This window comes from Methanosphaerula subterraneus (assembly GCF_052055875.1).
GTDB classification, from domain to species: Archaea; Halobacteriota; Methanomicrobia; order Methanomicrobiales; family Methanospirillaceae; genus Methanosphaerula; species Methanosphaerula subterraneus.
This window is the reverse complement of sequence record NZ_CP170508.1, coordinates 1,373,181-1,396,225: the sequence shown is the minus strand read 5'-3', so window position 1 is coordinate 1,396,225 and position 23,045 is coordinate 1,373,181. Positions and strand designations below refer to the sequence as shown.

25 protein-coding genes and 3 tRNA genes are annotated in these 23,045 nt (G+C 58.2%); 9 read left to right on the top strand and 19 right to left on the bottom strand.

Features of this window, described 5'->3' with window-relative positions; all coding sequences use genetic code 11:
- Positions 1-7: 7 nt before the first annotated feature.
- Positions 8-1,129 (top strand): PAS domain-containing protein, encoded by a 1,122-nt coding sequence (locus ACFKSJ_RS06540; protein ID WP_440949005.1) that lies wholly within the window; start codon positions 8-10, stop codon positions 1,127-1,129.
- 105 nt (positions 1,130-1,234) lie between these two features.
- Here ACFKSJ_RS06540 and ACFKSJ_RS06535 read toward each other — a convergent pair whose 3' ends face one another.
- On the bottom strand, positions 1,235-2,476 hold the full coding sequence (locus ACFKSJ_RS06535; protein WP_440949004.1) for a Coenzyme F420 hydrogenase/dehydrogenase, beta subunit C-terminal domain: 1,242 nt from the start codon (positions 2,474-2,476) through the stop codon (positions 1,235-1,237).
- Positions 2,476-4,536, bottom strand: a complete 2,061-nt coding sequence (gene fdhF / locus ACFKSJ_RS06530; protein ID WP_440949003.1) for a formate dehydrogenase subunit alpha — start codon at positions 4,534-4,536, stop codon at positions 2,476-2,478. The genes ACFKSJ_RS06535 and fdhF overlap by 1 nt, the downstream gene beginning before the upstream one ends.
- A 168-nt stretch (positions 4,537-4,704) precedes the next feature.
- On the opposite strand from fdhF, the gene ACFKSJ_RS06525 reads away from it, so the two are divergent.
- On the top strand, positions 4,705-5,301 hold the full coding sequence (locus ACFKSJ_RS06525) for a transposase family protein (protein ID WP_440949002.1): 597 nt from the start codon (positions 4,705-4,707) through the stop codon (positions 5,299-5,301).
- 54 nt (positions 5,302-5,355) lie between these two features.
- Here the strand turns inward: ACFKSJ_RS06525 and ACFKSJ_RS06520 are convergent, their stop codons facing one another.
- On the bottom strand, positions 5,356-6,291 hold the full coding sequence (locus tag ACFKSJ_RS06520) for a hydantoinase/oxoprolinase family protein (protein WP_440949001.1): 936 nt from the start codon (positions 6,289-6,291) through the stop codon (positions 5,356-5,358).
- Entirely contained in the window at positions 6,288-7,175 is an 888-nt protein-coding gene (locus tag ACFKSJ_RS06515) for an ATP-grasp domain-containing protein (protein ID WP_440949000.1), read from the bottom strand. The genes ACFKSJ_RS06520 and ACFKSJ_RS06515 overlap by 4 nt, the downstream gene beginning before the upstream one ends.
- Before the next feature lie 102 nt (positions 7,176-7,277).
- Here ACFKSJ_RS06515 and surE point away from each other — a divergent pair, with 102 nt between their 5' ends.
- Complete coding sequence (gene surE, locus ACFKSJ_RS06510) at positions 7,278-8,069, top strand: 5'/3'-nucleotidase SurE (protein ID WP_440948999.1); 792 nt, start codon at positions 7,278-7,280, stop codon at positions 8,067-8,069.
- Between the two features lie 43 nt (positions 8,070-8,112).
- Positions 8,113-8,826 (top strand): ribose-5-phosphate isomerase RpiA, encoded by a 714-nt coding sequence (gene rpiA / locus ACFKSJ_RS06505; RefSeq protein ID WP_440948998.1) that lies wholly within the window; start codon positions 8,113-8,115, stop codon positions 8,824-8,826.
- Here the strand turns inward: rpiA and ACFKSJ_RS06500 are convergent.
- Both ACFKSJ_RS06500 and ACFKSJ_RS06495 read right to left on the bottom strand, forming a co-directional pair.
- Positions 8,800-9,195: an ArsR family transcriptional regulator gene (locus tag ACFKSJ_RS06500; protein ID WP_440948997.1), complete on the bottom strand. Its 396-nt coding sequence runs from the start codon at positions 9,193-9,195 to the stop codon at positions 8,800-8,802. The two genes, rpiA and ACFKSJ_RS06500, sit on opposite strands and share 27 nt — an antisense overlap.
- Before the next feature lie 71 nt (positions 9,196-9,266).
- Entirely contained in the window at positions 9,267-9,878 is a 612-nt protein-coding gene (locus tag ACFKSJ_RS06495; RefSeq protein ID WP_440948996.1) for a PIG-L deacetylase family protein, read from the bottom strand.
- A 409-nt stretch (positions 9,879-10,287) separates the two neighbouring features.
- On the opposite strand from ACFKSJ_RS06495, the gene ACFKSJ_RS06490 reads away from it, so the two are divergent.
- Together ACFKSJ_RS06490 and ACFKSJ_RS06485 are read left to right on the top strand one after the other, a co-directional pair.
- A complete protein-coding gene (locus ACFKSJ_RS06490; protein WP_440948995.1) occupies positions 10,288-10,878 on the top strand; it encodes a serine acetyltransferase in 591 nt (196 codons plus the stop codon).
- 92 nt (positions 10,879-10,970) lie between these two features.
- Complete coding sequence (locus ACFKSJ_RS06485; RefSeq protein WP_440948994.1) at positions 10,971-12,458, top strand: lipopolysaccharide biosynthesis protein; 1,488 nt, start codon at positions 10,971-10,973, stop codon at positions 12,456-12,458.
- Positions 12,459-12,737: 279 nt separating this feature from the next.
- Here ACFKSJ_RS06485 and ACFKSJ_RS06480 read toward each other — a convergent pair.
- Positions 12,738-12,812, bottom strand: a tRNA-Met gene (locus ACFKSJ_RS06480).
- Positions 12,813-12,919: 107 nt separating this feature from the next.
- On the opposite strand from ACFKSJ_RS06480, the gene trxA reads away from it, so the two are divergent.
- On the top strand, positions 12,920-13,333 hold the full coding sequence (gene trxA, locus ACFKSJ_RS06475; RefSeq protein WP_440948993.1) for a thioredoxin: 414 nt from the start codon (positions 12,920-12,922) through the stop codon (positions 13,331-13,333).
- Between the two features lie 56 nt (positions 13,334-13,389).
- Positions 13,390-15,516: a DEAD/DEAH box helicase gene (locus tag ACFKSJ_RS06470; RefSeq protein WP_440948992.1), complete on the top strand. Its 2,127-nt coding sequence runs from the start codon at positions 13,390-13,392 to the stop codon at positions 15,514-15,516.
- Between the two features lie 7 nt (positions 15,517-15,523).
- On the opposite strand, the gene ACFKSJ_RS06465 is transcribed toward ACFKSJ_RS06470, so the two are convergent.
- From ACFKSJ_RS06465 to htpX, 7 genes are all read right to left on the bottom strand, one after another.
- Positions 15,524-16,219: a metal-dependent hydrolase gene (locus ACFKSJ_RS06465; RefSeq protein ID WP_440948991.1), complete on the bottom strand. Its 696-nt coding sequence runs from the start codon at positions 16,217-16,219 to the stop codon at positions 15,524-15,526.
- A 37-nt stretch (positions 16,220-16,256) separates the two neighbouring features.
- Positions 16,257-17,429, bottom strand: coding sequence for a M20/M25/M40 family metallo-hydrolase (locus tag ACFKSJ_RS06460; RefSeq protein ID WP_440948990.1), 1,173 nt, complete (start codon positions 17,427-17,429; stop codon positions 16,257-16,259).
- A gap of 4 nt (positions 17,430-17,433) precedes the next feature.
- Complete coding sequence (locus ACFKSJ_RS06455; protein WP_440948989.1) at positions 17,434-17,940, bottom strand: hypothetical protein; 507 nt, start codon at positions 17,938-17,940, stop codon at positions 17,434-17,436.
- Positions 17,941-18,009: 69 nt separating this feature from the next.
- The gene (locus ACFKSJ_RS06450; protein WP_012617283.1) at positions 18,010-18,177 is read right to left on the bottom strand and encodes a CxxC-x17-CxxC domain-containing protein; all 168 of its coding nucleotides are present in this window, start codon (positions 18,175-18,177) and stop codon (positions 18,010-18,012) included.
- Positions 18,178-18,271: 94 nt separating this feature from the next.
- Positions 18,272-18,345: transfer RNA gene (locus tag ACFKSJ_RS06445), tRNA-Val, on the bottom strand.
- Positions 18,346-18,348: 3 nt separating this feature from the next.
- Positions 18,349-18,419, bottom strand: a tRNA-Gly gene (locus ACFKSJ_RS06440).
- A gap of 75 nt (positions 18,420-18,494) precedes the next feature.
- Positions 18,495-19,370 carry a zinc metalloprotease HtpX gene (gene htpX / locus ACFKSJ_RS06435; protein WP_440948988.1) on the bottom strand — a complete coding sequence of 292 codons (876 nt, stop codon included), beginning with the start codon at positions 19,368-19,370 and terminating at the stop codon, positions 18,495-18,497.
- 182 nt (positions 19,371-19,552) lie between these two features.
- Between htpX and ACFKSJ_RS06430 the strand changes: the two genes are divergently transcribed.
- Positions 19,553-20,203 (top strand): putative phosphothreonine lyase domain-containing protein, encoded by a 651-nt coding sequence (locus ACFKSJ_RS06430; RefSeq protein WP_440948987.1) that lies wholly within the window; start codon positions 19,553-19,555, stop codon positions 20,201-20,203.
- On the opposite strand, the gene ACFKSJ_RS06425 is transcribed toward ACFKSJ_RS06430, so the two are convergent.
- From ACFKSJ_RS06425 to ACFKSJ_RS06405, 5 genes are all read right to left on the bottom strand, one after another.
- Positions 20,204-20,350, bottom strand: a complete 147-nt coding sequence (locus ACFKSJ_RS06425; protein WP_012617286.1) for a 50S ribosomal protein L40e — start codon at positions 20,348-20,350, stop codon at positions 20,204-20,206.
- A gap of 73 nt (positions 20,351-20,423) precedes the next feature.
- A complete protein-coding gene (gene rdgB, locus ACFKSJ_RS06420; protein WP_440948986.1) occupies positions 20,424-20,981 on the bottom strand; it encodes an RdgB/HAM1 family non-canonical purine NTP pyrophosphatase in 558 nt (185 codons plus the stop codon).
- Positions 20,978-22,537, bottom strand: a complete 1,560-nt coding sequence (locus ACFKSJ_RS06415) for a bifunctional N(6)-L-threonylcarbamoyladenine synthase/serine/threonine protein kinase (protein ID WP_440948985.1) — start codon at positions 22,535-22,537, stop codon at positions 20,978-20,980. The genes rdgB and ACFKSJ_RS06415 overlap by 4 nt, the downstream gene beginning before the upstream one ends.
- A 6-nt stretch (positions 22,538-22,543) precedes the next feature.
- A complete protein-coding gene (locus tag ACFKSJ_RS06410) occupies positions 22,544-22,699 on the bottom strand; it encodes a 30S ribosomal protein S27ae (RefSeq protein WP_012617289.1) in 156 nt (51 codons plus the stop codon).
- Between the two features lie 2 nt (positions 22,700-22,701).
- The gene (locus ACFKSJ_RS06405; protein WP_440948984.1) at positions 22,702-22,998 is read right to left on the bottom strand and encodes a 30S ribosomal protein S24e; all 297 of its coding nucleotides are present in this window, start codon (positions 22,996-22,998) and stop codon (positions 22,702-22,704) included.
- Positions 22,999-23,045: the final 47 nt, after the last annotated feature.

Genomic DNA, 23,045 nt, shown 5'->3' with positions numbered 1-23,045 from the left:
TGATCCCATGTCGTCTCCACCCTCCTCATCTGAAGATCGTCTGTCCCTCCTCTGCCGTACGCTCGATCTCCTTCCGAACCCCGGGTTTGTGGTGGACCTCTCCGGTTGCATCGTCGGCTGGAACCGGCGCCTTGAAACACTCTCCGGTGTATCCCGCGAAGAGATGGTGGGGAAGGATGGGACGGCGTGCGGGATCACCTTCTATGGGGATGAACGTCCCCCTCTGGTCGACCTGGTGGTGCCGTCTCGAACCCCTCCCGACCTGAGCCTGTACGCCATCCTCGAACAGGATCCGGGGACTGTCTCTGCAGAGGTTCATCTGCCCTGCATCAGGGGTGGGGCCGGTGGCCAGGTGATTGTGAAGGCTGCCGTCGTGACAGATCTATCCGGGACTGTGATCGGGGGGATCGAGACACTGACCGATATCTTCACCCAGCGAAGGGCCATTGAGGGTCTGCTCTCTGCCAATGCCAACCTTCACCTGGTCAACCGGGTGGTCAGGCATGATATTATGAACGAACTGACGATTGTGCTCGGGTATCTCGACCTTGCAGGTGAGTCGATCACCGATCCTGAAACAAAGGAGGATCTGGTCAGGGTAAGCCTTGGTGCCCGACAGATCCAGCAGCGGATCGAGTTCACCCGTGAGATCCAGTCCCATGGGACGGTCCTCCCACGCTGGCAATATCTCGATGAGGCGGTCGCTGACGCACTTCAGAACGCCTCATCGGGTGTCCCCTCTGTCACGGTCAGGGGGGGTGCGGTCCGTCTCTTCGCAGACCCGCTCTTGGTGAGAGTGATCGCCACACTCCTCACCAGTACCTGCCAGCGCGGGGGGGATCGGGGTGAACTCTGGTCCGAAGAGCAGGGGAACCATCTCTGTATCATCTACACCGATAACGGGGATGGGATCCTGGAATATGAGAAAGAACGGATCTTTGGTGGAGATTATGATGCCGTCCGGGGATACGGTCTCTTCCTTGATCGTGAAATTCTGGCGGTGACCGGGATCACTCTGCAGGAGATTGGGGATCCGGATAAGGGGGCCAGGTTCGAGATGATCGTGCCGGCCGGCGCGTATGAGTTTTTCACTGGCCCACAAGTGCCTGATTCTTCTCAGGATCGTTGACCTTCGGATCTGACAGTCATATCCGTCAGGTTATGGAATGTGGTTGAAGGACGGTTCCACTCTTTTGGATTTTTAAGACACATTCACTTTTCTTAAAAAAAGGGATTATTTGTTGAAGCAGTTCAGATAGATCATGTCGCTGCCGGTCTTTGCAAGCCGGTCGCGCTCTGCACGCTCTTCAACCAGTGCCAGCACCGGGAGGGTCATGTCGACACCCGGCTTGTGGCCGAAGAGGTCCTCGAGTTCGACCTGCTGTGCATGCATGAAGAGGGCGTTCGGGATCTCTGCGGGGCAGAGTTCCTCGCACTGTCCACAGTTCACGCAGGAGTCTGAGATGTGCGCGTATCTGATCAGGTGGAACATAAAGTTCGGTGGGATCTCTCCCGGGGTGACCAGTGCCGGATTCTTGGTGGAGCAGTCCACGCAGTAACAGATCGGGCAGGCTTCGATACAGGAGTAGCACTTGATACAGCGTGCGGTCTCCTTCATGATCTTTTCGAGCCGGGTCTGTCCTTCACCGAGTTCGGCGAAGTCCTTTGCTCGCCACTTGTCGCCGAGCTTCAGCATGGCGCCCTCGATCTTGCCCCTGATCTCGATCCCCTTTGCTGGGGCTGGCTCGGTGGCGATGGCTCCTGCCTGCTCTGCCTTGGTAAGCAGGTCTGCGCCCTTCTGGCTGCAGACTTCGACGAAGGTGGCCTTGCCTGCCTTGTCGCCGATGACGCCCCAGTTCCCGCAGGCGAGGTCGGCCTGGCGGGGGACCTTCAGCTTGCAGCGGCGGCAGTTGGTCCTGCGGCCAAAGCCCTCATCCTCGAGGATATCCATAGCGATACCCTTGTGACCTTCCTCGGTCTCGATGATGAACTGGCCCTTGTCGATCTCCTCCTTCTTCACGTCGTTGGGGTCGACTTCGTACTTCTCACGGATCATCGTGCGTGCGAGGGCCGGGCTGACTGAACCACCACAGTTCACCCCGATCATGATGACATTGTCGAGGTTGATCTGTTTGCGCTTGGCCAGCTCGTACATCCCCATCATGTCGCAGCCCTTGACGGTGACACCGAGTTTCATGTCGTTGGCGCCGTCGAGGTACTTCTTGATCAGCTTGGAGAGCAGCAGGGTTCCGCAGTGGAGGGAACCTGCCGTGTTGTTCAGGTCATCGGGGTTCGTGATCAGGACTGGCTGTGCATCGTAGAGGTCAACCCCTTTCTGCACGGTCAGCACTGCATCGACGATCTTGTTTTCGAGTGCATACTTGAGAAGGGCGGTGACTGCGCCTCCGCACTCTGCCTTCTTCTGTAGGTCTGCATTGGTGGTCCAGGCCAGGACCATGTCGCCTTTTGCTGCCATTACTGTGCCTCCGGAATCTTCTCAATCCTCACAGAGCACGCCTTGTACTCTGGAATACTTGCAATCGGGTCGAGTGCATTGTTGGTCAGGACGTTCGCTGCGCACTCCTTGAAGTGGAATGGCATGAAGACAACACCTTTCTTGATGTCTTTCGTGACCCGTGCACCGATGGTGATCTCTCCTCTGCGGGAGATTGCCCGGACCATCTCCTTGTCCTTGATGCCCAGTGCCTTTGCGTCTTCAGGGTTCATCTCAACCCAGCCGGTCGGCTCCTCGCGCTCGAGACTCTCTGAGCGGCGGGTCATGGTTCCGGTGTGCCAGTGCCACATGCAGCGGCCGGTGGTGAGCAGGAGTGGATACTCCGCGTCCGGTACTTCTGCCGGTGGTTTCCATTCGATTGGTGAGAGGATACCGAGGCCGTCCGGTGTTCCGAACTTCTCCTTGTGGAGGACCGGGGTTCCTGGGTGCTCTGCGGTTGGGCATGGCCAGTGAAGTCCCTCGGCGCCTAAGCGTGCGTAGGTCATACCACCATAGGATGGGGTGACCTTTGCGACTTCATTGAAGATCTCCTCTGCACTCTTGAATGCAAACTGCTTCTCGTAACCCATTGCGGCTCCGAGTTCACAGATGATCTGCCAGTCGGGCTTTGCCTGTCCTGGTGCGTCCTGTGCCTTTCTCCAGAGCTGGACACGCCGCTCGGTGTTGGTCTGGGTTCCGTCGCGCTCTGCGTAGCAGGAGCCCGGAAGGACGACGTCTGCGAGTTCTGCGGTCTCAGTCAGGAAGATATCCTGCACGACCATGAACTCGAGGTTCTTCAGTCCCTTCTCGACGTGGTGGAGGTCCGGGTCGGAGATCATCGGGTTCTCGCCCATAACATACAGGCATTTCAGGGTGCCTGGTTCGTCGGCGAGGACATTGATCATCTTGGTGACGGTGTACCCGACCTTGCCCTCGGCGATGTCGCAGCCCCATGCGTCCTCCATCTTCTTGTGAAGGTCGGCATTGATGACCGCCTGGTAACCGGAGTAGACGTTCGGCAGGCAGCCCATGTCGCAGGCGCCCTGCACATTGTTCTGGCCACGGAGTGCGCAGACGCCGGCGCCCCGCTTACCGAGGTTTCCGGTGATCATCTGCAGGTTTGCCGTGGTCTTCACATTGTCGACACCAACGGTGTGCTGAGTGATCCCCATCGAGTAGAGCAGTGCACTGGAATCGGCCTTGGCGATCCACTCGGCTGCGGTGGCGATGTCCTCTGCATGGAGGCCGGTGACCTTTGCCACGTTCTCGAGGCTGTAGGTGTCCTGCATCACGACTTCTTTGAGCTTGTCAAAGTCCTTAGTCCGCTTTGCAATGAACTCCTTGTCCTCCCAGCCGTTCTTGATGATATACTGCATTATCCCGTTCATCAGGGCGACATCGGTGCCTGAGAAGAAGGGCAGGTACAGATCGGCCTGCTTGGCGGTTGGGGTGAACCGTGGATCTGCAACGATCACCTTTGCCCCGTTCAGCCTGGCCATCATGATCCGGCGACCGATCAGGGGGTGCTGCTCAAAGGTGTTGGACCCGATCACAAAGACGCACTTGGCTTCGGCGATATCTTCGATCGAGTTGGTCATTGCACCTGACCCGAAGACGGCTGCAAGGCCGGCGACGGTTGAAGCGTGGCAGAGCCGGGCGCAGTGGTCCATGTGTGGTGTCTTGAGGACTGCCCGAGCGAACTTCTGCATCAGGTAGTTCTCTTCATTGGAGACACGGGCGGATGCAAGGCATGCCATCTCTTCCGGCTTGTATGCCTTGAACTTGGATGCGATCAGTGCATATGCCTCGTCCCAGGATGCTTCGACGAACTTGCCGTCCTTCTTGATCAGGGGAGTGGTCAGCCGGTCCGGGCTGTTCACAAACTCGGCTGCATAGTTCCCCTTTGCACATGTCTTGCCCTGATTGACGGGGGCACGGTGCCATGGTGCGGTGTCGACAACCTTCCCGTCCTTGACGACAAGATTGAAACCGCAGCCTGTTCCGCAGTACGGACAGGTCGTTGGTACGTATTTCATCTCCATTGGAAAACCTCGAACTGTTAGATTTTAATTTACTTAAGTAACTTTACTTATTTAACTGTAGTGATACAATTTTGGAGAATTGTATATTGTGGGTGGGTATTGATCTGCCCGAATCCCTGTAGATTGGGTGAGACTAGGATATACTTATATACTTGTTGGGGTAATGTGGTGCAAGCGCATGATCACCTCGTGCTGGATGTGTCTGGACTGAAGAAGACCCCGATGTTTCCCCTGATGGTAGACCTGGTCCGGTCCGGTCTCTCTGCAATGGATGGCGTGGTCTTCACCGAGCGGCGGTGCTGTCCGCACTGTGGCGGCTCCCTGCTCGTCCATGATTATAAGGATCGGAAGTTTGCATCCCTTCTCCGCGGGTCGGACCAGGTGGATATCATGGTGTCGGTCCGGCGTTTTCACTGCCGGTCCTGCCACCGGCTGGTCACTGCTGAAGTCCCGTTCTACCCTGACATTCATCTCGGATCTCCGGTGGTGGATCTCTGTGTCGTCCTCGCCCACCAGTTGCCGTACAATCGGGCGAACCGGCTGATCCGTGACCTGGGTGTCGTCCTCCACCGGGGCACGATCAGAAACTACGCGACCCTTCCGATCATGCCGGCTGTGACGAATCAGCTCTTTGGGATCACCCTCCCCCTCTCGATTGTGAACCTGTCATCGCTGGCTGCGGCCAGGAGTGCAGGAGAACAGGTCACTGGTGCCGAGGCGCTGGCTGCCTGCATGTCTGTGAGTCGCTCTGATCCAGAGCAGTGATCCGACCCTGAACAAAAAAGTGGCTGTGATGAGAGGGATCGACGGTCACCCTGGTCAGGGTGATCTGTTCTGCAATGCCACCTCGCGGACCGCCCAGGCCGGCAGAGCATCGGTCCGGTCTCCCAGTTCCATTTCAAGGCTGGTACCGCCGAGCATCTCTGCGGCGATGCTGGCCCCGATCCCCGCGGTCAACACCTTGTCTGCACCGGAGGCGTCAGCGATCCGCTCCACCCCTCTTCTGATGGCATGACTCTGCACCGCCCAGCACTGCTCAGCGATCGACCGGGCACCCGACTCGCCGATCTCGGCCAGGTCAGCACAGACGACCCGGGCGAGCCTCCTCTGTGAACCGGTCAGGGTCTTCTCCCCGTGGTCAGGGGTATCGCAGGTGTACTGATCGGTGCATATATGTCCGAGCACCAGGTGGAGGTCGGCGCTGGTCGCAAAGTACTCGCTCGAGATCGGGGTCCTGACCCCCTCAAGTTCGACCGAGCGAAGGATTGCGGCGACATTGGTCCTGAGCATCCCTGTATAGATCAGGTACCCCTGCTGCAGCCGGAGCAGGTCGGTCAGACCGATCAGATCAGAGAACCGGGTCAGCGGGATGATATCGGTGGTCGTGGAGCCGAAGTCCACGAACAGGGCGTTCGGGTGCTCCCGTCTGAGCATGTCGGCTGAGGCGAGCCAGTTGGCCGCTGCAAGCGAAGGGTCGGCGCTGTCATGGAAGGTTCCGTCCATACCATAGAATCGGGATTCTGGGAATGCCGCCCTGACAGCATCCACGATGAACCGGATTCCCTCCTCCTTGCCAGTGAAGCAGTCGGCCAGTTCTCCGCTCATCACAACAGCTGCCTCTTCTGTGAGATCCGGGTTATAGGGTCGGAGCAGTGCCGTGATCGGGGCCTTCTCCCAGAGCGGGCAGTAGTGGATCGTTGCTCCCTCCTCGGTCACCACCTTGAGGTTTGCGCCGCCGACATCGATTCCGATCATAGCCTGGTGACCCCGCCTCGGGTATCAAACCTGACCCTGCCGGCGAGGTGGACTGACGCGGGTCCCCTGCCATGGGACGCACTGACGAGCACGTCGGCGATCTCTTCCTGCATGCAGGCCGCGATGCCGACCAGGCTCGTTGTGATCCTGGGATTTACATCGACTACATAGCACCTGTCCGCCACAACCATGTCGATCCCGGTGTACCCCTGGCAGCCGAGCCGATTCAGAGCCAGCGCAGCGGTTGCTATGATCTCCTCCTTGCGGGGGTGATCGATCGGGGTCTCGCCGCCCAGATACCGGATCCGGCCGTCGGGCCCCTGGCTGATCAGCTGCCTGTTTATGGCCAGGAACAGGGGCGGGTCGCCTGAGTAGTTGTCACAGGCATCCCCGACGACACGGGAACCGACCATGCTGACTGAAATATGCTCGCCCTCGATAGAGCGCTCTCCAAATTCATCCACCCCTGCCGGCCCGTCGGTCAGGCGTACTCCTGCGCTTCCGTAGCCTCTGATCGGCTTCACGATCCGCAGGCCGGTCGTCACCTCCTCAGGGACCGGAACACCGTGCATGGCCATGACCGCTTTGGCACGCAATTTGTTGGCGCAGACTGCAACGTTCATCGCACCGCAGCCGATATTGTTGGTCAGGTGTTCAAGGGTCGCGCTGAACCCTGCGAGGAGCGGGTCGGGGGCGATCACCAGCCCGACATCGCAGAGGGGGGCGAGGCGCCGGATCTCCCCGGAAAAGTCATCCTCCTCAGGTGTCAGCACCTCGTAACCGCACCGTTCGAAGGAACTCGAGAGCACCTCGAACATCGCTCTCCCCTCCTCTGCACAGACCGGTTCTCTGGTCATCGTATACTCTGCAATGAGCGCCTTCATATCCGATCCATTCACCGTATATCCAGATGAGTGTGACGATCAGAACAGGGTGATCTCAGGTTCCGATGACTATTTCTGCAGTCCCTGCGCAGAGGTACCTGGATGAAAAAACCCAGGGTGCTGCTGACAAACGATGATGGAATCAACTCTGTCGGACTCTGGGCGGCATATGAGGCCCTAACTGATATCTGCGAGGTGACAGTGGTCGCACCGGCCTCCCAGCAGAGTGCTGTCGGCCGGTCGATCTCGATCTTTGAGCCGATCCGCGCCGGCAAGGTTTCGATGCACGGGATTTCTGCCTATGCCGTCGGTGGAAAACCGACCGATGCAGTGATCATCGGGCTGTATGCCCTCGATCTGAAGCCGGACCTGGTTGTCAGCGGGGTCAACATCGGGGAGAACCTCTCGTACGAGTCGATCATGACCTCGGGCACCGTCGGGGCTGCGCTGGAAGCGGCCAACCAGGGGACTCCTGCCGTGGCTTTCTCTTTGCAGGTCGAGGATCAGGGGGACAAGTTCGACGATCCCCGGCGACCCAGTCAGAGTTTTTCCAGTGCAAAGCAGGTGGTGCGGGATGTCTGTACCCGGATCTTTGAACAGGGTTTCCCCGAATCCGCTGACGTGATCAATGTGAATGTCCCCTCGACGGTCCGGGGCGGGTATGAGATCACTAGGCTCGCAAAGAAACTCTTTCGGACCGGGGTCGAAAAAAGGCTTGATCCGCGGGGCCGTCCGTACTTCTGGATCAATGGACCGCTGCTCGATGATGCCGAAGACGGGACCGATGTTCATGCGATCAAGAGCGGGGCGATCTCGATCACCCCGATCACCCTGGACTGCACGGCCACCTGGGCCGTTGACGATATGGACCGACTCTTCTCAGTAGGACAGTGACCCTGCCTACTCTTTCTTATCTGCAGACCCCCCACGTAGCTCTATGGTTGATGCATCAGCACTGGCTGCGGGAAAGCGTGAGGCCGGTTACCGTGCCGCCGATATGGTCGCCGATGGGATGGTCGTCGGGCTTGGAACCGGATCGACGGTATTCTATGCGATGGAACGGCTCGCAGCACGGATCCGGGAGGGGCTTAGGATCACCGGGATCCCGACCTCGTACCAGGCTGCGATCCGGGCACGAGCCTGTGGGATCCCCCTGGCAACGCTGAACGACTATCCTGTGATCGATCTGGCCATCGATGGGGCCGATCAGGTCGACCCGGGTTTTGCGCTGATCAAGGGCCGGGGTGCCGCCCAGACTCAGGAGAAGTGTGTGGCCTTTGCGGCCAGGTCCCTGGTGATCGTGGCCGATCTGTCCAAGCTGACCCGACAGCTGGATGCAGTGGTCCCGATCGAGGTGCTCGCCTCTGCCTACGTGCCGCTGATCCGGCACCTCGAAGCGATCGGTGGAGTCCCTGTGCTTCGGGAGGGGATTAAGAAAGACGGGCCGGTCATCACAGACAATGGAAATATGGTGATCGATTGTGGTTTCGGCCCGATCAGCGACCCTGCCGCTTTCGATATCCGGCTCTCATCGATCCCGGGGGTTGTCACCTGTGGCCTCTTCACCACCTTCTCTGAGAAGACGACGGTGATCGTCGGAGATTCTGGCGGGTGCCAGGTGCTCTCACGAGACGGTCAGTTCCCGCTGTGAGAGGAGGTCGCGGAGCTGCTGCATCGTCTGACGCTGCTGTTCCGCCTCTGATCGTTTATCCGCCTCGATCTGATCGATGATCATGGTGATCGGATGTCCAAGCCGGTAGATCTTCACCGGTCTCCCTTTACTTTCGGCTTTGCTTTCCCTGCTCTCGATCCATCCCTCGGTATGCAGCCGGCTCATTGCAATGCTCACTTCCGGCTGCCGGAGGTCGGTTCCGCGCTCGATATCCCGTGACGTGGCTTCATTGGTGCTGGAGAGATAGACAAGGACCTTTGCCAGGTTCCGTCTGATCCCGATCCCGATCAGCAGGTCGACGAACTCCTCTTCCTTCTGAGTAAAGAATAATACCTGTTCAGATCTCATCTGATCTCCTGTCTTAATTATTTGCAGGCAATATATAAAAAGAGTATTATTTTTTAATTAATATTTCTGGATTACCAGTCTGCAAGGTGCTTGACGACCTCGAAGACCTCTGCGTACTTGGTGTTCACCTGGAACCCATGGTAACTGGCTCGCCCTTTGATCCCTTCCAGCCACCATGGCCCGTAGGTGTCGAGCTGGGACTTGTGGGCCATGATGCTCTCAAGCTTCTGGTCGATCGTCTCTGATATATCGATGAAGTACTGACTGCGGAACGGAAGAGGGGCGATGCCACCGGGTATCGTCTGTTCATACATGTAGAGTGAACAGTCGTTCTTCCTGGTCGTCGCGATCACCGCGTTGGTCACTGCGTTGTGGTCCTGGTGCGAGTCGTTGTTGGAGTGGGTGTAGACGGTGTCCGGCCTGTACTCCTTGAAGATCTGGTCGAACTGCCGCACCATCTCCCGGGAAAAGACCAGTTCATCAGGGAGCACATCCATGACGATCAGTTCGGCGCCGAGGATCGCTGCGGCCTGCTCTGCCTCAGGTATCCTGATCTCTTTCCTGTTTGGCACGGTGGCGACAACCATCAGTACCTCATGCCCTCTGCTGATATGCCGGGCGATCGTCCCGCCCATCCCGATCTCCAGATCATCTGGATGTGCACCGAATGCGAGTATCTTCATTGGCCTGTCCCTCTTTATGACTGGTGCTGATGAGACGGGGTACCGATCATCCGGTTCTTCATGATGGTCAGATTGGAGATCTCCATCATGCATGATCGCCCCCGGCGAACACATGCGCGTTTGATATGAAGATCGATCCGTTTCGGATATGTTTCAGCCTCAATCGTCGCAACCACGGGGTATCCGAGATTTCATAAAAAACCCGCGATTCTGGTCCGCTCTCCATCCAGTATATCACATATGTTTCTGTTTGCCCCGGTATAAAAGATCTGATCTCCGGGCAGGTTCCACCCTTCTCTTTCGGGTTCTGTCCCTGTGTGGTGATCTTTATGTAGGCCTGGACGCAAACGTAAGGACTGTGCAAAGGGATGACTGAGGAGGTCATTTCTGCGGTGGATGGTGGTACCTGGTGATCAGATCAAAAACAGAGTATCTGTTCTATCTTGAGGCGGACCGGGTGGCACTCAACCTTCATCGAAAGAGGCCGAAACTCTTCGGTGATGAGATCTGGAAGTTTCAGCGGCTCCTCCGGACTGTGGAGTTCTATGAGAACTGTCGGGCCTCGCTCTTCTGGAGGCCATTGCTGATCTACTATTCTGTCCTGTTCCGGCTGTACGGCCTGCTGCTCGGGTACACGATCCCTCAGCATGTCTTCGGCCCGGGTCTTGCAATCGCCAACGTGGGAACGATCGTTGTGAACAGCTGTGTACGGGCCGGTAAGAACTGTCGACTTCATGTCTGCGTGAACATCGGTTCACGGGCAGGGACGGACACCGAGGCCCCGATCTTTGGGGACAATGTCTGTATCGGTCCTGGGGCGGTACTCTTTGGGAAGATCTCCATCGCGGATGACATCACCATCGGTGCCAATGCCGTGGTGACCCGGTCGTTCACTGAAAGGGGGATCCTGATCGCCGGGGCTCCGGCCAGGAAGATAGACTGCGGTGTTTCTCTACCTGAACAGCCGGTGGATCAGATACCCTGCGACAGGCCCCGGTGAAGTGGCGGGAACCCGGTCCTCTGGTCTATTCTCTATCGTTCCATTTTATCTTCTTGGGTCGCCGATAATACTGCAGACAAGGTACGTACGCTATGAGTGGGGTTGAATCAGAGGAGGAGAGGAATGCACGGATCGATGGCGAGAAGAGTTTCTCGACTGATGTCCTCAAACTGGTGACCGGGACCACGCTGGCACAGGTGATGGTGGTCCTCGCCTCGCCGGTGCTGACGCGGATGTATACGCCTGAAGCCTTCGGCCTGCTGGCGGTCTTCACCGCGATCACGAAGATCCTGAGCGTCGTCTCCTGCCTCCGCTACGAATTCTCGATCATGCTCCCTGATCGGGAGGAGGAGGCGGCCAACCTGCTTGGTCTCTGTCTGGTCGTGGTGACTGCCGTCTCGGTGCTGACGGTTCCATTGATCTGGATCGGGGAAAGGCCGTTCCTGGCGCTGCTCAATGCTGAGTCCCTCGCCGGTTATATCTGGTTCATTCCACCGTTCATCTTCCTGACTGGCGTATTCCTGGCGCTGAACTACTGGAACTCCAGGTCCCGCCATTATGGTCGCCTCTCGATGGCACGGATGGTCTCGTCCCTGGGGATCACAGGCGCCCAGGTGGGTGCCGGTGCAGCAGGGATGGCGACCAGCGGAAGCCTGATCGGGGCCAACGTCTTCGGGACTGCGGTGGCCACCCTGATCCTCGGCTGGCAGATTGCCCGGGACGACCTCGCCCTGCTTCGGCGGGAGATCTCCTGGCGTGGGATGAAGGCCGGGATGATCCGGTACAAAAAGTTCCCGCTCTATGAGTCCTGGTCAGGGCTGCTCAACGTCGCTTCCTGGCAGCTCCCCTCGTTTCTGCTCGCAGCCTACTTCTCGACGACCGTGGTCGGGTTCTACTCGCTCGGGTTCCGGCTGATCCAGATGCCGATGGACCTGATCGGTGGTGCGATCCAGCAGGTCTTCTTTCAGCGTGCATCGGATGCCCAGAAGCATGGATCGCTCAGTGTCCTGACCGAAGGGGTCTTTGGCGTGCTGCTGAAGATCGGTCTCTTTCCGATGCTCCTCCTCTCACTGATGGGTGAAGATCTCTTTATCTTGGTCTTTGGGAATGCCTGGGGGGAGGCCGGCTTCTATACTCAGCTGCTCAGCGTCTGGGCCCTGATCTGGTTCATCACCTCTCCGCTCTCGACCATCTACATGATCCAGGAGAAGCAGGGCTTCGGGTTGAAGGTCAATATTGCAAACTTCGTCACCCGGCTGCTCGCCCTGATGGCGGGGGGGATGCTCGGCAGTGCACGTATCGCCATCTTCCTCTTTGCGGTATCTGGGATTGCAGTGTATGGGTACCTCTGTCTGCAGCTCCTCTCGTTCAGCGGAGTGCCACTCAGAAGGACGGCACGTATCGTTCTCTCCAATGTTGCACTCTTTGTGCCGGCCGGGGTGCTGATCCTGATGCTCAAATTCTGGGGAATCTCCCCCCTCATCCAGATGATCGTAGCCGGCGCCTGTGCTCTGATCTATTACCTGTACACCCTCAAGACAGACCCCCAGATCAAAGAACTGCTGGCGGGTTTCAGTTGATCACGAGCGAATCATAACTTTTTTTCAGGGTGTTATATTGGGGGCGGGACCGTCCCGCGGGGCGCGAATCCTCTCTCCTGGGGGGTGAAGGAGAACTGAACCTGTCCCGGTTCCTGGTCACATGGCCAGGATCTGCGGGTTTCTATCGGAGGAATGGATCAGAAGGGCTGTTCATCGGGAGCGATCTTTATCTGGTATAATTGCGCTGAGGGTGCCAGAGTAAAGTGATCAGACAGATCTGGAAGAAAAAACTATCAAAAGAATGCTATGAACAATCGATAGCGAGGGATGGATTTGAACCATCGGTCTACGGGTTATGAGCCCGTCGGGATCTCCTGACTACCCTACCTCGCTTCCTATGCAGGTTACTACTATATGATCCACTGAGATATATAGTTTTGGTCAACTTTCTGCCAACTCATGAGATATATCTAAATAGGGCGTTCCCAAATACCGTCGACATGGATGACGAACTGCAGCATCTGCGGGAGGAGCGCATCAGGGAGATCATGCAGCAGAGAGCGCGCGAATCTGAGCCCGTTCCGGTCAGTGTCCTCCCGATCACGGTGATGAACCTGGAGCAGACCCTGGCTGCGCACCCCCTGCTCGTGATCGACTGCTGGGCCCCGTGGTGCGGTCCCTGCAGGAGGGTCGGGCCGATCATCGAGTCTCTGGCGAAGGAGATGGCCCCGACGGTCGTGTTTGCGAAGTGCAACACCGATGAGAACCACCAGATCAGCGCCAGGTTTCAGATCTCAGCCATTCCTACGATCCTGCTCTTCTCTTCCGGGAAACTGGTCGGGCGGATCACTGGTGCCTACCCCCAGGAGGTACTTCGGGCTAAGATCGTCCGGACTTATGGTCTCCATCATTGACGATATTCTTCTGATACCCCTAATCCAATATGCGATCGCGATCAATGCTGTAGCATATGCCTCGCTCCTGCTTTGCCGCTCTTCACCCGACGCTCCGGCAGACTCTCCAACACCGGCTCGGATGGGATGCGCTTCGGCCCCTGCAGGAGCAGACCTGGCAGGCTGCCGCCGGTGGAGACGACCTGCTGGTACTCGCCCCGACTGCAGGGGGAAAGACCGAAGCCGCCCTGATCCCGGTGATCGATCGGATCCTTCGGGAAGGGTCGGCAGGGATCGCCTGCCTCTATATCTCCCCGTTGAAGGCGCTGATCAACGACCAGGAGGAACGGATCAGCACACTGGCCAGGCCAGCAGGGATCACCGTCCAGATGTGGCATGGGGACGTCCCGAAAGGGGAACGCCGGTGGGACGATCCCCCGCAGATCCTGATGATCACTCCCGAATCGCTGGAGGTGCTGCTGCTCGATCCGGTACTTTCGGCCGATCTCGCGCAGCTCCGGGTTGTTGTGATCGACGAGGTCCATGCGTTCGTCCCTGGCCTCAGGGGGGTTCACCTGAAGGTCCTCCTCGACCGGCTCGACCAGGTCGCGATGGCCAAGGTGCAGCGGATCGGTCTCTCTGCGACCGTTGGGAATCCAGAGGCGATCCTTGAGTGGCTCTCGGGAATAGGACGGCAGGGGCAGGTGGTGCGGTCCACCGGTCTCCCTGCAGAGAAACGTTTCTCCTTCATCGTCGAGGAGGACCGGGCAGAACTCCATCGGCACCTGTCCGGGGTGGTCGTCGGCCGGCGGGCCCTGGTCTTTGTCAAAAGCCGGAGCGAGGCCGAGAAGGTCAGGCGGGCCATTGGGGAGGAGATCCCACATGTTTATGTCCACCACTCGGCACTCGCACCTGACCTGCGGCGTGCAGCAGAGGAGGCCACCACCCGGCCGGGTCCGGTCTGTATCATCTGCACCTCCACCCTTGAGCTCGGGATCGACATAGGGGGCCTCGATCTGGTTGTCCAGGTCGGTCCGCCCGCCTCGGTCTCGTCGTTTCTGCAGCGGCTCGGGCGGAGCGGCCGGCGGGGAACTCCCGCCATGATGACCTTTCTGCTGCTCGGTCCTGACGACCTCCTCATCACGCTCGCGGTGATCGAAGCGGCGGCAGCGCACCAGGTTGAACCCCTCACCCCGCCGGAGAAACCGTATACCGTCGTCCTTCAGCAGATGCTCCTGTACCTGATAAAAAACCGGCAGACATCCCGTTCATCGCTCTCCCGTCATATCCTCCCGCTCTTTTCATTTCTGTCGACAGAACCGGAGACGGTTGATCGCCTGATCGATCATCTGATCGATCTTCGGATTGTGGCGGCCGACGGAGGGTTGCTGATGCTCGGTGACGCCGGCGAAGCGGCTTTCTGTGGTGCCGGGAGAAAGGACCTCTTCTCGGTCCTCTCGTCAGGGAGCGAGTACCAGGTGATCACCCCTGACGGTGACCGGATCGGCAGGTTGGACGGGCAAGCGCTACACCTCCTGCCTGGGGACGCGTTCCCGCTCGGGGGGCGTCTCTGGTCGGTGGCCGGGTGTGATCCGCAGCACCGCCTGCTGATCGTGACCCGGGCATCGGCCGGCCAGCAGGCAACCCCGATCTTCTGGATCGGATCCCGTTCTGCGCTGACCCCGCTGGTCACCCATGGTATGCTTGAGATCATTGCGGCCGGTGAAACGAAGGTTCCGATCGACGAGGATGGGCAGGCGCTCCTGGCGAAAATCTGTTCCACCTATCCATCCGGGGTGCATCGGAGTGGTCTGCAGGTCTGGGAGGAGCCGCTCGCCACCGGCCTCCAGGTGGTGGTTCTCTCGTTCCAGGGGAGTCTCTTCAACCAGGTGCTGGCGACGCTGCTTCTGGACCGCCTCGGCTGCCGGGTACGATCTACTGACATTCGCCTGGTCGTCGAACAGAAGGCCCGTCCGGGAGCCGGAAAACTGGTCGCGGAGGCACTGAAGAATCTGCAGTCGGTGACTGTGGACCAGGTCGCTCACCTCCTCCCTCTGCCCCCCCGGGAGACCTGGAAGTTCGCTTCACTGATGCCGGACGACCTGTACCGTGAGATGGTCGTCGAGGACTTTTATCACCTGCAGACCTTCCTCTGCGCCCTGCAGCAGGAAGATGTGCTGGATCTGCAGGCCAGGTCTTCCTGATTTAAACTCAGGTCTTTCTTTTATGGAGGACGAAGCCTCCGCCCACGGCACCGATGACAGCGGAGAAGCCGAGGATCAGGTTATCGAGCGGGGTCGTCAGCCCGGTCAGCATGGTGACGTTTCCCGTGACTCCGGCGAGGATCGCCCCGATGCCGGCACCCCCGATCAGGACGAGGGTCATCATGCTGAGCTGCTGTTCATATCGGATGAGCAGGGAAGGTGCCAGCGATCGAACCCATGCTCCTCTGTACCATGTGAAGAGACAGGCTAGGATCCCTGCCCCGAAGAGCCACTCGGTTGGGGTGGTCAGTTCGACGAGGAGCATGTGAAGGAAGAAGTCCGGGTACGACTGCTTGGTATACTGGCCGAGCAGCGGATAGTACCAGAGCTCCGGCTGTGTCCACATTGCATCAAGGATCTGGTGGGAGAGGACGCCGGCCCCGATTCCCATGATGATGGGTCCCTTTCTCCGATAGATCAGCAATCCGACGATCAGGAGGAGAAGACAGAGGAGGAGGCTGTGGGTGAAGAGTCTGCCATTGTCGATCGTCGCCTGTAAGAGCAGGTGGCCGAGCGGCTTGTCGATCAGGTCGGGAAGCACTGCGCCGGCCATGCATGCGGCGACCAGGCGGCGGTCCCTGACACGATCTGAGATGACAAGGCCGAGGATGGTCCCTGCAAAGAGATGACAGAGGATCAGCATGCAAGGAGAGGATGGAATTGTTTTCCCATAGCGACGTTCAACCCGAGTACTCTCTGATGATCCCGGCATAGACCCGGGAGGCAGCGTGCAGCTGATCGATCGATACCCGTTCATCCACCGCATGCATGGTGGTGATCTCGCCGGGTCCATACTCGACCACATTGAACCCCTCTGGCCGCAGCGCCCTGGCATCACTGGCAGCCCATTGCACGATGGGGACTGCGGGTGTCCTGTACTCGCAGCTGACGGCCCTGCAGACTGCCGCGGTGATCCGTGCGTCCGCCGGGGTGAAGCTGGGCTCTGCACTGCTTTGAATCGTCATGGTGGCGTTCTGGGCATGCTCCTGTATGCCCGTGACCAGCTGATCGAGCCCACATCCCCAGGGGATGCGAAGATCGAGTTCGAGCATGCACTGCTGGGCCACGATATTCGCCTTCTCCCCTCCTTCGATCCGTCCGGGATTGAACATCACCCGCCGGAGCACATGGCTGAGCCCCTGTATCGAGAAGGTCTCTTCCAGGACGGCCGTCGACTGATCGAGGATCTCGTCGAGGAGATCGCCGGCCTCGAACTCCTGTTCATGGACTCTATCGAGGTACTTGAGGAGGTTCATCGCCTCCATGATCGCACTGACTCCCCTGTCCGGGTACAGGGAACTGTGCCCTGGGTTCCCGGAGAAGTTCAGGGTCATCCTGCAGAGCCCTTTCTGGCCTATGCATGGATTCCTGGCCGGTGTCGGTTCGGCGATCACGCAGTCCATCGGGGAGAGCAGCCCAGCTTTGAGCAGATGTCGTACTCCTCCGCCACCGATCTCTTCGTCACAGACAAAGGCCAGGTCCACGGGAGGTTCGAGCCCTTCCTCGATCACGGTGGCAAGGGCACTGATGACGGCCGCACACCCGCCTTTCATATCGGTGGATCCTCGTCCCCAGATGAATCCTCCTACGCTGTCCCCTTCGAATGGAGGATAAGTCCAGCCCTGGTCGATCGCAGGGACCACATCCAGGTGTCCGCAGAGGAGGAGGGTGGCATCCTTCTGGCTGGTGACGAGGTTGGCCTTTTCTGGCTCTTCGCCGGCGATGATGGACCTGACGCCGAGGCCGTCGAGCAGGTTTTTGATGTATTCTACGGCGTCCTGCGTGTCGCCGGGTGGGTTATCCGTCCTGATCTGAACCAGCGAAGCACAGAGATCGGCAGGGTCGATCTGCATGAGTTCAACCTGTCCTGGTCAGGAATTCGTTCAGCAGGGTTGAGAGCGATGCCTCCTCGTACAGACTCTTTAAAAATGCCTTTCCAAAGAACTCCTCGATCGCGTCCCTGAAGAATCTGGCGGGTATCGGGGCCCGGCTGTCAGGATTGAGAATGATCCGGAATGAGCGGTACTGGGCAGGGTCGGCGGAGTCGTAGATCATCTGCCAGAGTGTCGGCAGTTTTTCGAAGGATTCCGGGTGCTCTGCCTTGAGCCACTCGACAAAGGCACCAAACCGTGGCCGGTCGCCTTTCTTCTCTTCATCGATACGCCAGCGGAGGTACTCTCCGGCCATGATGTTCTTGGGTGACTGGATATTGTAGGCATAGATGCCGAGGGTGTAGTCGAGGTGTGCCAGTGCATCGATGAAGTAGAACTTCAGCACAGGGTGAAAGAGACTGGTGTCCTGAAGGATCAGCGATTTCTGGTAGAGATGCTGCAAGATTGCAGCGTACTCGTTCTCTGTCTGCATATGCTCCCTATTGGAGGAGAACTGATAAAATAATTCTGCTACCGGGCTTTCCCGTGCGAAAAAAAAGGATTAGAATCTTGGCTTTCTGTGCTTTGGAAGGCAGTCCCTGCAATAAACCGGTCTGTCCTGTGTTGGCTTGAACGGAACCTCGCACTCTTTTCCACAGTCTGAACAGATCGTCTTTGTCATTTCTCGTGGCCCAAAGTTCCTTGGACCTCCGAATCCTCTTTCGCTCATGATTTACTCTTACAGAACTTATTCTGTATTTAATCCTATGTGCCCCTGATTAATAATAGTATGTATTAAGAACGACTGTGCAAAAGAGTGTGTATGGGCTCGCTGAGATTCGAACTCAGGACCTCCGCCGTGTGAAGGCGACGTCATAACCAACTAGACCACGGGCCCAAATGCATCGACCGGGAATTGAACCCGGGCTATTGGCTTGGAAGGCCAAAGTCATGCCACTAGACCATCGATGCGATGTGCCTTTCATATATGGCACTCTGCGTTATTATTCCTTTCCCATTGTGTCTGCTAAAATTGGGGAGTGTACCTCAGTACCCCCTCAGTTCTTCCTCGATCGCATCGAGTGCAGCGATCCGCTTCTCGAGGGGCGGGTGAGTCGAGAAGAGCTGCTGCAGGGTCGAGGACGAGAGGACCGGGAGGATGAAGAAGGCGTTGGCCCCTTCGATCTCGCGCTGCTTTTCAGGGGAGACCCGGGAGATTCTGCCGCTGATCTTCTCAAGTGCAGAGACCAGGGACTGTGGGTCCCTGGTGATCAGGGCGCTGCCCCGGTCGGCTGCAAACTCCCGGTACCGCGAGAGTGTTCGGATCAGCAGGGTGCTGATCACCCATACGACGATCGCGACGATCCAGGCTATCAGCCACGGGCTCCCTTCCCGCCTATCTCCCAGGCTCATGAAGATCCCGTTCTGCATGATGATCGAGGCGATCATCCCGATGAACGAGGCGAGGGTCAGGGTCAGCATATCCCGGTTCTTTACATGGCTCAACTCGTGGGCCAGCACGGCCTCGAGTTCTTTTGGGGAGAGGAGCTGGTAGATAGAATCGGTCACGGCAACGACTGCATGGCGCGGGGACCGTCCGGTTGCGAATGCGTTCGGGACCGGGCTCGGCATGATGGCGATCCGGGGCATCGGCAGGTCTGCAGTGGTGCAGAGGCGGCTGACCATCTGGTGGAGGTCCGGGTACTCGTCTGCATCGACCACCCGGGCCCGGGTGCTCATCAGCACCAACTTGTCAGAGAAGAAGTACTGGACAAATGCCATTCCAACCGAGAGGATAACCAGCCAACCCAACCCGACGCCGAGCGCGGAGAGTATACTGATAAAGACCAGGTAGACGATGAACAGGAGGAACATCGTCAGCCAGACTCGCATGGTGAGTCCGAGGTCGCGCTGCCATTTCATACTTATAAAATATGTGGATATCTTCAGTTAAATGAATCGTTGGAGGCAGAATACCTGGGATCCATCATTCCCGGAGTTCCCGTCAGAGAACATCCCTCCCTTTCTGGTTATCTCCCTGTACTGCCCGGCCCCCCTCCGGTAGATCCTATATCTTTTATTTCGAGTACATGCTATCCTTACTTATGGCAGATGTCGAACCTGAAGCGCTGGCTGATGTGGCATATGGTATCTTTGAGATCGTGCTGAACAGGGAACTCCGTGCAGCTGGCCATCCGCTCTTTCGGCTGGTCGAGGAGCAGGTCGACTTTGCAGATGACTTTATCCGGATCTTTTCCGAGTTTGCCGATGAGTATCCTCTGTTGGCCGAGGCACTGCTCGAACGGTACCTGACCCCTGATGCCATCTATGCGATGCTCTGTGCCGGAGAGGGGGTGATCCCGACTCGGACCACCCTGATGTACTGGATCGTTCAGGACGCTCCAGAGGGCCGACCTGATGCGGTGGATGACGAACTGGCCGGCAAGTGGCTTATCTTTCTTGAAAAGGACCGGGTCGACCAGGCCTGGCAGCGTGTGCGCGACCTGACCTATCAGGGGGTCTTGGGGATCTCGGCCAAGGTCAGCACAGCAAAACCGAACCCTGATGCCCGCGATGACCGGTTTGTGGTCTATGTCTATACGCCAGACTGGCAGGACGAAGGAGATGTGATGCGGGTCCGTGAGGAACTGCGCAGTGCAGGCTTTGTCGACCGCCTCGGCTACAAGCGGAACCTTGAGACGTTTCGGGGTGAATACAGCAAAAAAGGGAAGAAAGTTACCTATTATAGCAGTTGATCAGGCCTTGCGTTCCTTGTTCTTGGGCCGCAAGTTCTGATATCCGCACTTGCGGCAGGTGGTTGCGCGTACTGCATTCCTTGCATTGCAGCGCATACAGATCTTTACATTGAGTAAACGTTCTTCTGCTTCAGGAAATTTGCCCATTCTATATACTCCACTCTGTAAGTCTACAATATTGTGTTCTGTCTTCACTTAACAGTTTTGTAGGAAGGTCCGTTCAGTCCCCTGCAGGTTCCCCGGCGCTGATGATCCATCCCCGGAACGCTGCGAGGGCCCTGGCGCGGTGGGATATCGTGCTCTTCTCGTCGAGTGGGATCTCTGCGAGTGTCCGGCCTTCATAGAGGAAGATCGGGTCATACCCGAACCCTTCCCTCCCTTTCGGCTGCACGATGGTCCCTTCGATGGTCCCCTGAAAGGATTTGACCTCTTCTTTTGAGGCGTAGGCGACCACCGTCTCAAAGTGGGCCCTGCGGTCGGTCATCCCGTCCATAAGTTTCAGGATCCCCTGGTTTCCGATCGTCTCGAAGACATAGGCAGCGTTTGGACCGGGGAACCCGTTCAACGCATCGATGAAGAACCCGGTGTCGTCGACGATCACCGGGCGCCGGAGTGCACGGTATGCATCCCGGGCCTTCTCCTCTGCGATCTCCCTGACTTTCGGGTACCGATACTCCGGGATATCCATACTCACATGATCGATCTCTGCTATCCCGCCAAAGAAGGCCGCAACCTCCTCTGCTTTGTGTGCATTGCTGGTGACGACGGTCAGTTTCACTGGTATCTCCCCCGATGTATGATCTCCTCTTCCCGTTCGACCACCTCGGCGGCCCCTTCAAAGGTGGTGGTGTACCCCTCGATGAACGCAGTTCTCAGGGATGCCGCCTCGCTGGTGGTGCTCTGGAGGGTCTGGAAGAGCACGTGGAGGTCCACGCCCCTGCTCTCGATCTCATGGGTCACGTGGGCGAGCCCGAAGTCTATCAGCACACACTGCCGGTCCCTGATGATCAGGTTGGAGGTGGTCAGGTCTCCGTGGACGATCCCGGCGGTGTGGAGCCGGCCGACGGCCTCGCCTGCCAGGGCAAGGTTCTCCCTGGTCAGTGCTTCCTTCAGCTGGGGACCTTCGATCGCTTCCATCACGATCGTGTCCCGGGTGATGTCCCTGATCACTGGTGTCAGGACCCCTGCAGACCTGGCCTGCACGATCAGCTTCGCCTCGGCCCTGGTCCGTTCGGTGAGCAGCCGGTGATCGAGTCCAGGCATCCGGTAGCGCTTGCTGGACCTGTGCTTGGTGGCTTCATGCCCGTTCAGGGTCACGACGGCTTCTGCACCCTGTGTTGTGGGGCCGGTCGGGATCTGCTCTCTCTCTCCGCTGCGCCAGGTCACCGTCACCTCATCAGACCGGAAGTTCGGGTTGACGGTGGAGTCCTGGAGGGGCAGTGCCTCTCCGTGGGAAAGCATCAGCCGGCCGGTGTAGGCGATCATCGCTCCGTTGTCTCCGAGGAAGGTGTTCTCCGGGACATGGAACGATGCCCCCCGGTCTTCACACATCGTCCGGAGCATCTCCTGCAGACGCCGGTTTGCACCGACCCCGCCGACGAGCAGCACCTCGTCCTTCCCGGTCTGGGCCAGCGCCCGTTCGGTCACCTCGACGCACATGGCAAAGGCGGTCTCCTGCAGGCTGAAGCAGACGTCCTCAAGGGAGGCTCTGTTCTCCTTTGCTGCGCTGACCAGCCCCGAGAAGGCGAGGTCCATCCCCTTCACGGTGTAGGGAAGATCGATGTACCCTCCCTGGGCTGCATACTTTTCGATCAGCGGACCTCCGGGGTGGGGCAGGTCCTTGGACCGTGCGAACTTGTCGAGCGCGTTGCCGATGCCGATATCAAGGGTCTCACCGAAGATCCGATACCTGCTGTTCAGATAGCCGATCACCTGTGTGTTCGCCCCGCTCGCATAGAGGACGATCGGGTCGTCGCAGCCGGTGGCGTGCCTTCCTATCTCAACATGAGCCACGCAGTGGTTGACGCCTATCAGCGGAAGGTTACGGGCCACGGCGAGCGCCCGGGCTGCAGTGGCGACGGTGCGGAGGCATGGACCAAGTCCTGGTCCCTGCGAAAAGGCGATCCCCTGGAGATCCTCGGCCTTATCGAGAACCTTTCCTATCACGCCGGCTGCGACCGAAGCATGGTGCTGAGCAGCCTCGCGCGGATGGATCCCTCCTGTTGGAGGTCTGTACGGATCTGATTCTAATGCACAGAGACGATCACTGAAAAGTGCGGCACTGAGGTTCCAGGCTGTTCCCTCAATGCCCAATACCTGCCCGGAAAAAGGCATTCTGGTCTATTTTCTGAATTCGGTATAGCCGCACTTGCCGCATGCACTGCGGTCCTTGTGCTCTGCCATGATCACGCCAGCCCCGCACCGGGGACAGTAGCGCTTGTTCAGCGTCACACCTGATCCTTCGACCTTGAAGTATGCACTCCGCTTGTCTGCCATGATCAGGCCTCCTCCTCTTCCTTCTTTGGCATCCCTCTCTCCATCAGATAGGATCGTTCGGTTCTCTGCCTCCCCTCCTCAGTATCATAGATGCGCATGAACCCGTTCAGCTGCATCCTTCCGTATCCGGTCCGAAGCGAGTCCAGGACCACAAGGTTTTCATTGATATTGTTGAGTGCACAGAGTTTGCCCCTGATCTCTTTGCGTGAAGGGGTTGCGCCGTCGTAGGTGAGGGTAAACCGGAGTTCTCTCCTGCCTAACAGCTCATTCCGTGTATCACTGGTGATCTCAAATTCCATCGATATCCTCTAATTATTAGAAACGAGTTTATTTAAAACATGAGGCT